Source organism: Streptomyces sp. N50 (assembly GCF_033335955.1).
Lineage (GTDB): Bacteria > Actinomycetota > Actinomycetes > Streptomycetales > Streptomycetaceae > Streptomyces.
This window is the reverse complement of record NZ_CP137549.1, coordinates 4,501,050-4,512,564: the sequence shown is the minus strand read 5'-3', so window position 1 is coordinate 4,512,564 and position 11,515 is coordinate 4,501,050. Positions and strand designations below refer to the sequence as shown.

The 11,515-nt window shown below is 69.3% G+C and carries 7 protein-coding genes; 1 reads left to right on the top strand and 6 read right to left on the bottom strand.

All coding sequences use genetic code 11. The features are described from left to right. Window positions 1-12 precede the first annotated feature (12 nt). The 3 genes from R2B38_RS20000 to R2B38_RS19990 form a co-directional block, all read right to left on the bottom strand. Window positions 13-1,725: a protein kinase family protein gene (locus tag R2B38_RS20000; RefSeq protein ID WP_033285743.1), complete on the bottom strand. Its 1,713-nt coding sequence runs from the start codon at window positions 1,723-1,725 to the stop codon at window positions 13-15. A gap of 118 nt (window positions 1,726-1,843) precedes the next feature. Next, on the bottom strand, window positions 1,844-4,084 hold the full coding sequence (murJ, locus tag R2B38_RS19995) for a murein biosynthesis integral membrane protein MurJ (protein WP_318017446.1): 2,241 nt from the start codon (window positions 4,082-4,084) through the stop codon (window positions 1,844-1,846). Window positions 4,085-4,130: 46 nt separating this feature from the next. After that, on the bottom strand, window positions 4,131-6,533 hold the full coding sequence (locus R2B38_RS19990; RefSeq protein ID WP_318017445.1) for a DUF6049 family protein: 2,403 nt from the start codon (window positions 6,531-6,533) through the stop codon (window positions 4,131-4,133). 258 nt (window positions 6,534-6,791) lie between these two features. Between R2B38_RS19990 and R2B38_RS19985 the strand changes: the two genes are divergently transcribed. Further along, window positions 6,792-8,234: a CCA tRNA nucleotidyltransferase gene (locus R2B38_RS19985; RefSeq protein ID WP_318017444.1), complete on the top strand. Its 1,443-nt coding sequence runs from the start codon at window positions 6,792-6,794 to the stop codon at window positions 8,232-8,234. A 96-nt stretch (window positions 8,235-8,330) separates the two neighbouring features. Here the strand turns inward: R2B38_RS19985 and R2B38_RS19980 are convergent, their stop codons facing one another. The 3 genes from R2B38_RS19980 to R2B38_RS19970 all read right to left on the bottom strand — a co-directional run bounded on the left by R2B38_RS19980 (window position 8,331) and on the right by R2B38_RS19970 (window position 11,493). Then, window positions 8,331-8,927 (bottom strand): hypothetical protein, encoded by a 597-nt coding sequence (locus R2B38_RS19980; protein WP_318017443.1) that lies wholly within the window; start codon window positions 8,925-8,927, stop codon window positions 8,331-8,333. 131 nt (window positions 8,928-9,058) lie between these two features. Next, entirely contained in the window at window positions 9,059-10,336 is a 1,278-nt protein-coding gene (locus R2B38_RS19975; protein ID WP_318017442.1) for an MFS transporter, read from the bottom strand. A 74-nt stretch (window positions 10,337-10,410) separates the two neighbouring features. Further along, on the bottom strand, window positions 10,411-11,493 hold the full coding sequence (locus R2B38_RS19970) for an inositol-3-phosphate synthase (protein WP_200713261.1): 1,083 nt from the start codon (window positions 11,491-11,493) through the stop codon (window positions 10,411-10,413). Window positions 11,494-11,515 lie beyond the last annotated feature (22 nt).

Below are 11,515 nucleotides of genomic sequence, written 5' to 3'. Positions count from 1 at the left end.
TCCGGTGAGACGTCAGCCCGTGAACTTCACGTCGGTGATGGCCTGCTTGTAGCCGGCGTCGCTGTACTGGTCGCTGTCCGCGTGCGGCAGAGCGGTGAGCCAGACAAGAACGTACCGGCTCCTCACGTGCTTGGTGACCTTCACCGTGGCACTGGTACCGGTCGTCGTGACGGTGCCGAGCTGTGTCATGGAGTCCAGCGAGGAGGGCGAGAGCGAGTTGGTCGCGTAGAGCTTCACCGTTGTGTGATCGCCGCCGTAGTAGAGCCCTATGGTCGCCGTGGAGACGTCCTGGACCGAACCGAGGTCGTAGACGATGCCCACGCCCGGCTTGTACGGCGCGAGCACCGGGCCCCCTATGAAGCTGGAGGTCCGCCAGTAGGTTGACTTGTCGCCGTCATAGGTCTTGTCGACGTCGTTCGGGTGCTGGGCGTCGCCCTTCGCCACGAACTCCTTGGCGCCCTGGATCGCGAACGTCTTGACCGGCTTGGTCTTGTCGCCGCTCTTGTCGTTCCCGTCCGTCGTCTGGGTCTGCTTGGTGTCCTCGGACTTGTTGCCCTGGTCCATGAGGGCGTCCGCGAGCTGCCAGCTGCCCAGGCCCAGCGCGGCGATCAGCAGCGCGGACACGGCCCACTTGAGGGCCTTGCCGGTGCGGCTCTGCAGCGGGGGCGGCGGGGTCGGCAGAACCTGGGTGGCACCGGGCGGCGACGGGCGGCCGTACGTGCCCTGCTGGTATGTCGTGCGCTGGTACTCGGGCGGTGCGGTGAACGAGGGCTCCGGCGGGCGGATGCGGGGCATCTCGCCGATCGCCTTCACCAGTTCCTCCGGCGTGGTGCATGCCGACTCGTGCCGGGAGGCCGTGGCACCGTCGTTGGCGAGCGCGCGCATGGCGAGCTCCGACAGACCGCGGTGGACACCGGCGCGCACCTGGTCGGGGGCGATGAGACCGACGCCCTTGGGCAGCCCGGACAGGCCGTAGGCATCGCTCTCGTACGGCCAGCGCTGGGTGAGCGCCGCGTACAGCAGGGCGCCGATCGCCTCCGTGTCCGTGCGCTGCGGGGTGTCCGAACTGATGCCGCGCAGCGCGGCGTTGACGGCCAGACCGCGGATGCGCCACTGGCCGGACGAGGTGCGCAGCACCGCGTTCGGGTTCAGGCGCAGATGGGCGAGGCCCTCGCGGTGCGCGGCGGCCATGGCCGAGGCGATCTGACTGACCATCTGGTAGGCGTCGTGCACCTCCAGCGGGCCGGGAGCCAGAAGCGCCGTCAGTTCCGTGGCGTCGGGCAGCCATTCGTGGACGACGTAGACGAGGTCGTTCTCCTCCACGGCGTCCAGGACCTGGACGAAGCGGGGATCGCCCAGCAGCGCCGAGGAACGGGCCGCGGCCAGCACGGAACGCGCCCTCGCATGATCCGCGGGCAGGATGTGGACGCCGACGGCACGGCGGAGTTTCTCGTCCACCGCGCGCCAACTGCTGAAGCCGTCCAGACGGGTGACGCACTCTTCGAGGCGATAGCGTCTGGCGAGCTTGTGACCGCTGTGCAGTTCGGGAGGTGAGGCCTTCTCGGTTTCCTCGATCCCGCCGCTCCCCTGTGCCTTGTCGCTCTCCGTGTCCCGCTCCGGGTTCTGGGCCACCCCGTCGGCCGTGGCCTGGTCCGCCTTGGCGGTCAGCGGCTCGTCGCCGCTGTTGTCTGCCACGTCGACGGCAGCCGTGCTCCGTTCCGCCACCGTCGCTCCTGCCTCCCCATCCGTTGCACGCTGTCCGACGCCGAAACCAATTGTGCCCACAGTCTGCCGCTATGCACGACACACAGCGGCGGACGATGGTTGTGCGTGTGCCCCCGCCTCAGCGCCCCAAGCGCCCGCGCACCATGCCCACGAGGGAGTTGAGCTCCTCGATGCGCATGCGCCGGGCCGCGACGTAGAAGATTCCGAGCAGTACGGCACCGCCGACCACGAGGGCGGCGAACGAGCCGACGACCCCCTGGCCGAGCGTATGACCGATCCCGTAGCAAGCCGCACCACTGAGCAGTGCGGCCGGCACGGAGGCGATGCTGAGCCGAGCGTACGTCCGCATGACGCGAGCGCCGTCCAGGTCGCCGTTCAGCCGCTTGCGCAGCCGGTTCCAGGCGACACCGACACCGGTCGCGTACGCGAGGCCGTACGAGGCCGCCATGCCCACCACGGCCCAGCGGGCCGGGAGGACGAAGTAACAGACCGCCGAGGCGCCCGCGTTGACCGCGGCCACGATGACGGTGTTGTAGAAGGGCGTCCGGGTGTCCTCGTAGGCGTAGAAGGCACGCAGGACGACGTACTGCACCGAGTACGGGATCAGGCCGAGGGCGAAGGCCATCAGCATGAAGCCCATGTTGGTCGCCGAGTTCGTCCCCGAGGAGCCGAAGATCAGGGTGCACATCGGGATGCCGAGGGCGAGCAGGCCGAAGGCGATCGGCACGATCGCCACGGCGGTCGTGCGCAGCCCCTGGGAGATGTCGTCGCGAACGGCGCCTCCGTCGTCCTCCGCCGCCGAGCGCGAGATGCGCGGCAGCAGGGCCGCCATCAGGGAGACGGTGATGATCGCCTGCGGCAGGCCCCAGATGAGCTGTGCGTTGGCGTAGGCGGCGAAGCCGGTGCCGTCGACGGGCGAGGCCTTGCCCGCAGCGGTGGACAGCTGGGACACGACGATCGCGCCGGCCTGGTTGGCGAGGACGAAGAGGACGGTCCACTTGGCGAGTGTCGCGGCCTTGCCGAGGCCGTGGCCGCGCCAGTCGAAGCGCAGCCGCAGCCGGAACCCGGTCTCCCGCAGATACGGGATCATCGCGAGTGCCTGGACGACCAGGCCGAGCAGCACACCGATGCCGAGCAGCCGCTGGCCCTCCGGCGGGATGTTCGTGACCTTCATGCCGGAGTTCGCCGAGGTGCCGTACACCCAGATGAACATGCCGAGCGTCACGATGATGACGATGTTGTTGAGGACCGGGGTCCACATCATCGCGCCGAACTTGCCGCGCGCGTTCAGGATCTGGCCCATCACGACGTGGACGCCCATGAAGAAGATCGAGGGCAGGAAGTAGCGGACGAAGGTGACACCCACCTCGTTGGCCGCCGGATCGCTGGCCACCGAGTCGGACAGCAGGCGGATCAGGAGGGGCGCCGCGAAGACCGCCACCGCGGTGAGCGCGCCCAACGCCACCATGACGAGGGTCAGCAGCCGGTTGGCGAACGCCTCACCGCCGTCCTCGTCCTCCTTCATGGCGCGCACGAGCTGCGGCACGAAGACGGAGTTCAGGCCGCCGCCCACGGTCAGGATGTAGATCATCGTCGGCAGCTGGTAGGCGACCTGGAAGGTGTCGCCGAGCATGCCGACACCCAGCGCCGAGACGATCAGCGCCGAGCGGACGAAGCCGGTCAGGCGGGAGACCATCGTGCCCGCCGCCATCACGGCGCTCGACTTCAGCAGGCCGGTGGCCTTCCCGCCCTTCTTGGGAGCGGCCGTCGGCGCCGGTGCCGTAGGAGTGAGCTGCATCGTGGCGTCGGACATCGGTGCCGGGGGCGCCTGGCCCGAGGGCGGTGCAGGGGACGGGCCGGGGACCGCCGGGGAATCCATCTGCGGACGTCCGCCGCCCTGGCCCTGGTCCCGGAAGAGATGCGCGAAGGCGTCCGGCTCGTGGTGCTCCTCGCCGGCCCCGGTCACCAGGTCGTCCACGCCCACGAACTGAGTCGTGCGGGCGTCGTCGCCGTACGGCAGGTACTGGGTCGGGCCCTCCGGCTCGGGTGCCGGGGTCTGCGCCCAGACGCGGGGGTCGGGGGCGTACGGGGACTGGGGCGGCTGCGCGTAGAGCGGGGGCTGCGGCTGGTACGTGCCCGGAGGCGGCGGGGGGTGCGCGGCGCGGTCGTAGAGCGCCTCGGCGACCGGGTCCTGGGCGGAGAGGTCCTGCGCCCGGTAGGGGTCCTGGTCGTAGGCGTCCTGGAGGTACATGTCCGCGGGGGGCTGCGGCGGCACCTGGCCGTGTTCGGGCGGCGGGCCCTCGGGGTAGCCCGAGCCGCCCGCGCCCTGACCGCGGTCACCGTCGTACGGCGCGTTCATGGTTACCCCACCTCATCGTCCCCGGGCCCACCGGCCACGACATCGCTCAACGGTCCACTCTCTCACCCGTGCCGGACGGGTCGGCGCTTTCCGGTGCGGTGTCCGGTGTCGGGTCACTCGGGTGCTCCGCCGGGTCGTCTGCCCGGGACGGAGCGCCGGACTCCTCCTTGAGACGGTCCTGGGGGCCTTCAGGGTTCTCCGGGCCGTCAGGTTCCTCGGTTGCTTCGTCGTCGGGTCCGTCGGGACCCTCCTCGGCCTGGCGGGCGACGGCGCGCTTGCGGTGGGTGTACATCCGGAAGCCGGCGAGGACGAGCAGCAGGACACCGCCGCCGATGACCAGCATGACGGTGGCCGTGACCTCGGTGACCTTCACGTCGAAGCTGACGGCCTGGCCGTACTCCTGGCCGTCCTCCGTGTACAGCTGCGCGATCACGGTGACCTTGCCGTTGGCGTTGGCCGAGGTGGTGAACTTCACGGACTGGCTGTGTCCGCCGTTGACCGTGACCCGCTGCTGCGTGTAGGCGTTGCCGCCGATCTTCAGGCGCGTGGGGCTCGTCGAGGTGAGGCGCAGCACCAGGTGTTGGACGCCCTGCACCAGGTTGTTCTGCACGGTCACGGGGATCGTGGCGCTGCGGCCCGAGAGCTTGGTCTCGGACTTGTCGATCAGCTTCACCTGGTTGGTGAGGTCGTCGAGATAGTTCAGCACGCTCTGGCGGAAGTTCGCCGCCTCGCCCGCCTGTCCCCGCCACGACGTGGACATCTCGCGGTTCATGGCCCGCCCGAACGGGGTCACGACCCGGGACTCGTCGGTGAGGATCACCCGGAAGTTGTCGAGCCTGTCCTGGGTGGCCGCGATCTGCTCGAAGGCCGCCTTCGGCAGCTCCTGCCTGCGCAGGGAGGAGGGGTACGAGGAGGACGACGGGATCTTCGTCGTGGCGCTCGGGTCGGGCTTGGCCTTGGCCGCCGCGGCGAGATCCTGCGACTCGGTCCAGGTGCTGCCCTGGAGGGTCGTCAGTGCCTCGGCCATCGTCTGGGCCTGGCTCCCGGTCGGCATGCGCTGCGGGGCGACGACGATGCTGCGCTGCTTGTCCGTCTGCAGGTCCAGCGCCAGGCTCTGGGCGAGGAACTGCTGCTCGGCGAGCGTGGCGTCCCCGGCCTTCGTCAGATCGCCCTCGAACGCCGTCGAGAGCCGTGCGTCCGCGACCACCGCCGTCGTACCGCCGCCGATGGGGCGGGCCGCGGAGGGCGTGTACGACAGGCCGCCGGTCTCCTGGAGGCTGTCGCTGCGGGCGATCACCTTGTCGGCGCCGGCCGAGGTGGCGACTTTGATGATCGACGGGTCCACGGCGCCGTTCACCGGCCACGCGAAGTCCGTGTTCGGCGTCACGTGCAGCACCGTCTCCACGGTGCTCGCGGCGACGTCCGTGGCGTCCTTGAGGTGGCTCAGCGAGCCGGTGACGCTGGTGCCGTTGTGGGCGAGGGACGCCAGATCCGGGTCGGCGAAGGGGAGGGCTACGACCTCCTTGTCGGCGACCGCAGTCTGCAGCTCGGCGAGCCACGCCTTGGCGACCGCCTGGTGGGTGCCCGTCGTCGTGGTGTCGCCGTCTCCCTGGATCTTGTAGCTGCGGGTCATCGCGTCGACGGAGGCCAGCAGGTCCGGGTCGATCACCCAGGTGACGTCGAGATCCTTGCCCAGCGACAGCATCTGGTCGAGGCGACCGCCCGGGGCGATCTCCTTGGCGAGGTCGTCGTTGCGGAAGACCGGTGTCTGCTGTTCGTTGGAACCCGTCTGCGCCGTCATGTGGACGCCGGAGACGAGCGGCCACAGATACGTCGTCTTAGTCTTCGTGTCCGCCTCGTCGGGCTGCCACGGCAGGAACGTCCGCTGGATGCCCAGCACCTGCTCCCACGGCTGCGCCGAGGTCTGGCCGGAGAGCGAGACCCCGAGCGGGTAGACGCCGTCGTCACCGAGGTCCAGCTTGTCGACCGGCACCGAGAGGGTGAAGGGCTCGGCGACGCCCGGAGTGAGCTTGGAGAACTGCTCGGTGTACTTGTCGCCGACCTCCGAGCCGTCGACGCCCTGGATGAAGTCGGTGCGCTTGGCGACGGTGTCGATCGCCGAGCGGGTGCTCAGCGCCTGGCCCAGGCGCAGGCCCACATGGGCGTCGGTGACCGCCTGCTTGCCGTTGTTGGTCACCGTCCCGGAGACGGTCAGTGTGTCTCCGTCGGTGGGGATGCTGGGGCTGAGCGTGTCCAGGGAGACGGAGACCGTCTGCGAGCCGGAGGCGGCCTTCGCGGACGTCTGCTCGGCCGCACCGGCGGGCGCGGCGGCGGACAGCTGGAGGAGGCCGGCCAGCAGAGGCGCCCCGGCGAGCAGTGCGCCGGTGCGCCGCAGCCACCGGCGGGCAGGTGAGGGACTCGTCCCCTGGAAGTCTGCCGCCTCGGCCACGCGCTCGCCCGTCCCTCGTCATCGTCAGTGGTCGTCGCAATGTGCGTCCACGCATGGTAACGATGCGCGCTGAGGGGAAGTGCCGCGGACTGCTCCACAAGATCGGGGAACAGCGGCGGACCGTCCCGTATGTGCCCGTATAAAGGGGAGCACGCAGGTACGTCGCAAGGGCAGCGCTTGCACGAGTATCAGGGGACCTGTCCGTGCACATTTAATGGAGGCGCTCGCGGTGGCCGGGGCCACGTACCCTTTTCTGTTGTGCCGAACGCCAACGAAGACAACCCCAGTGCCCTGAGCCAGGTGCAGCACCGCGCGGTGAGCGAGCTGCTGCGGGTGGCTCCCGTCGCCGACGACCTCGCCCGCCGTTTCCAGGAGGCCGGGTTCTCCCTCGCCCTGGTCGGCGGCTCGGTCCGGGACGCGCTGCTCGAGCGGCTCGGCAACGACCTGGACTTCACGACGGACGCCCGCCCCGAGGACGTACTGAAGATCGTCCGGCCGTGGGCGGACGCCGTGTGGGAGGTCGGGATCGCCTTCGGCACGGTGGGGGCGCAGAAGGACGGCTACCAGATCGAGGTGACCACTTACCGGTCCGAGGTGTACGACCGCACCTCGCGCAAGCCTGAGGTGTCGTACGGCGACTCCATCGAGGAGGACCTCGTCCGCCGTGACTTCACGGTGAACGCGATGGCTGTCGCGCTCCCGGAGAAGGTGTTCATCGACCCGCATGGCGGTCTCGGCGACCTGGCGGCCCGGGTGCTGCGGACCCCGGGCACTCCCGAGGCGTCCTTCTCCGACGACCCCCTGCGGATGATGCGGGCGGCACGCTTCGCCGCGCAGCTCGACTTCGAGGTCGCTCCCGAGGTCGTCGCGGCGATGACGGAGATGTCCGGGCGGATCGAGATCGTCTCGGCCGAGCGGGTGCGGGACGAGCTGAACAAGCTGATCCTCTCCGCGCACCCCCGCAAGGGGCTGGCCCTGCTGGTCGACACCGGACTCGCCGACCACGTCCTGCCCGAGCTTCCCGCCCTCCGCCTGGAGAGCGACGAGCACCACCGGCACAAGGACGTCTACGAACACACGCTGATCGTTCTGGAGCAGGCGATCGAACTGGAGGAGAACGGTCCCGACCTCACCCTCCGCCTCGCCGCCCTGCTGCACGACATCGGCAAGCCGCGCACCCGTCGCTTCGAGAACGACGGCCGGGTCTCGTTCCACCACCACGAGGTGGTCGGCGCGAAGATGACCAAGAAGCGCATGCTGGCGCTCAAGTACTCCAACGACCTGGTGAAGGACGTCTCCCGACTCGTCGAACTCCACCTGCGTTTCCACGGCTACGGCACCGGCGAGTGGACCGACTCGGCTGTCCGCCGCTATGTCCGTGACGCCGGCCCGCTCCTCGACCGCCTCCACAAGCTGACCCGCTCGGACTGCACCACACGGAACAAGCGCAGGGCCGCCGCGCTGTCCCGTGCGTACGACGGTCTGGAGGAACGCATCGCTCAACTGCAGGAGCAGGAGGAGCTGGACTCGATCCGTCCCGACCTCGACGGCAACCAGATCATGGAGATCCTGGGCGTCACACCCGGGCCGGTCATCGGCCGTGCGTACAAGTTCCTGCTGGAACTGCGGCTGGAGAACGGGCCGATGGAGCATGAGGCGGCGGTGGCCGCACTCAAGGAGTGGTGGGCCGCGGAGGGCTGAGGCCGTGAAACGAGGTCATGTTTCACGTGAAACATGACCCCGGACAGCATCAGGGGCGGTGTTTCACGTGAAACACCGCCCCTCGTCGCGTCTTCTCTACTTCTTCGAGTAGTCCTTCAGGCAGAGCAGGAAGTTACTGCCGTCACCGCTCTCGGTGTACGAGTACTGGAAGTCCTTGGCGGCCGCGGCGCACTTGGCGTTGGCCTCCGACTCGGAGTACTTGCCGCTGATCTTGGCAAGCACCGTGTACTGGGCCTTCGAGTCGCTGCACTTCACGACCTCGAGGTCCGGGTTGGTGTCGCTGGTGCTGCCGCGGTGCATGCAGTCGCCGACCTTTGCGGTGTCGGCGTCGTCCTGGCTCGATATGGCACCGTAGACGGCTGCGCCGGCGGCGATCAGGACGATGACGCCGAGCCGGATCATCTTGGGGCTGAACTTGCGCTTCGGCTGCGGGGGGACCGGAGCGTACGGGACCCCGCCCTGGGGCGGGAAGCCGGGCTGGCCGGGCTGCTGCGGGTAGCCGCCCTGAGGCGGGTACGGAGCCTGGGCCTGCGGCGGGTAGGGCGCCTGCGCCTGGGCCTGTGACGGGTACGGTCCCGGAGTCTGAGGCTGGCCGTAGGGCTGCTGGTCCTGGGCGTAGGGATTCGGGCCCTGGGCGTATGGGTTCGGGCTCTGAGGCGGCGGAGTAGTCACTGGGGTCCCCCCTGGAACATGGACGCATGGCACGGCATGACCCTTGGTCTGGCGTGCGGCATGATGCGAAATAAGACGCCCGTAAGTTACCTGCCCCCACTGACACTGCCGCGGCCCGGAGCGGCTCCGTATCAGTGATGTGACACTGTCCGGCGCTCAAAGTGGGCCATAGTCACAGCAACCGCTCCGTAGACGACGGCCACGGTGAGCACCAGCACCGCTGAGCGCCCGTCAGGGGGAAGCATCAGGGCGGCCATCGCGGCGGCACCGACGAAGGCGACGTTGAACAGGACGTCGTAGACGGAGAAGATGCGGCCGCGGAAGCCGTCGTCGACCGAGAACTGCACGATCGTGTCCGTGGCGATCTTCGCGCCCTGTGTGGTCAGGCCCAGGACGAAGGCCGCCGCCAGCATGGGGGCGGTGGCGAACGGGAGGCCGAGCGCCGGCTCCAGGAGAGCGGCTCCCGCGGCGCACACGGCGATCCAGCGGCCGGGTCCGAGCCGTCCCGCGGCCCAGGGCGTCACCACGGCCGCCACGAAGAAGCCGGCGCCGGAGACCCCCAACGCCAGCCCCAGCAGGCGCAGTCCGTCGTCCGGGGTCGAGGAGAGGGCGTAGCGGCAGAGCATCAGCAGCAGGACGGTCAGGGCGCCGTAGCAGAAGCGCATCAGGGTCATCGCGACGAGAGCCCAGACCGCTTCCCTGCGCTGAGGCGCGGCGAGATGGCGTACCGCCGCCGTCAGGTCCCGGGCGGTGCCGGCGAGTGCCGTAGCCAGTCGGGGCTGGGTCAACGCGCGGTCGGGGCCGAGGAGTTCGGGTGCCATGCGCAAGGACGTGAGGGCCGCGCAGAGGTAGAGGGCCGCTCCCAGCAGGACCACCGCGGCGTCGGTGTCCGCGACCAGCAGCCGGACGAGGAAGGCCAGGCCGCCGCCCACCGTCGCCGCCAGTGTTCCGGCCGTGGGGGAAAGGGAGTTGGCGACGACCAGGCGTTCGTCGTCGACCACGCGCGGAAGGGCGGCGGACAGGCCGGCGAGGACGAAGCGGTTGACCGCCGTGACGCACAGGGCGGAGACGTAGAAGAGCCAGTCCGGGACGTGACTCAGCATCAGGACGGCTGTCAGCGCGGCCAGCAGGGCGCGCAGGAGGTTGCCGTAGAGGAAGACCTGGCGGCGGCGCCAGCGGTCCAGGAGGACGCCGGCGAAGGGGCCGATGAGGGAGTACGGGAGGAGCAGGACCGCCATCGCGGAGGCGATCGCGGCGGCCGAGGTCTGTTTCTCCGGGGAGAAGACGACGTAGGCGGCGAGTGCGACCTGGTAGACGCCGTCCGCGCCCTGGGAGAGCAGGCGTACGGCGAGCAGGCGGCGGAAGCCCTGGAAGCGCAGGAGGATGCGCAGGTCACGGACGACGGCCATGGGCACAGCCTCACATACGAGGAGGGTCCCCGGGCGCAATGCCCAGGGACCCTCGACGAACGGACCGGCGGGTCCTAGCGCTCGACCTCGCCCTTGATGAACTTCTCGACGTTGGCGTAGGCCTCGTCGTCGAAGTACTGGACCGGCGGGGACTTCATGAAGTAGCTCGACGCGGAGAGGATCGGGCCGCCGATGCCGCGGTCCTTGGCGATCTTCGCGGCGCGCAGGGCGTCGATGATGACACCCGCGGAGTTCGGGGAGTCCCAGACCTCGAGCTTGTATTCCAGGTTCAGCGGGACGTCGCCGAAGGCGCGGCCTTCGAGGCGGACGTAGGCCCACTTGCGGTCGTCGAGCCACTGGACGTAGTCCGACGGGCCGATGTGGACGTTCTTCTCGCCCAGGTCGCGGTCCGGGATCTGCGAGGTGACGGCCTGCGTCTTCGAGATCTTCTTGGACTCGAGGCGGTCGCGCTCCAGCATGTTCTTGAAGTCCATGTTGCCGCCGACGTTGAGCTGCATCGTGCGCTCGAGGCGGACGCCGCGGTCCTCGAACAGCTTCGCCATCACACGGTGCGTGATGGTGGCGCCGACCTGCGACTTGATGTCGTCGCCGACGATCGGGACACCGGCCTCGGTGAACTTGTCGGCCCACTCCTTGGTGCCGGCGATGAAGACCGGGAGGGCGTTGACGAAGGCGACCTTGGCGTCGATGGCGCACTGGGCGTAGAACTTCGCCGCGTCCTCGGAACCGACGGGCAGGTAGCAGATCAGGACGTCGACCTGCTTGTCCTTGAGGATCTGGACGACGTCGACCGGGGTCTCGTCGGACTCCTCGATCGTCATGCGGTAGTACTTGCCCAGGCCGTCGAGGGTGTGACCGCGCTGGACCGTGACGCCCTTGTTCGGGACGTCGCAGATCTTGATGGTGTTGTTCTCACTGGCACCGATGGCGTCGGAGAGGTCGAGGCCGACCTTCTTCGCGTCGACGTCGAACGCGGCGACGAACTCGACGTCACCGACGTGGTAGTCGCCGAACTGGACGTGCATCAGGCCGGGCACCTTGGCCGCCGGGTCGGCGTCCTTGTAGTACTCGACGCCCTGTACCAGTGAGGCGGCGCAGTTGCCCACGCCGACGATGGCTACGCGAACCGAACCCATTCCGGTTGCTCCCTGTGTGTGC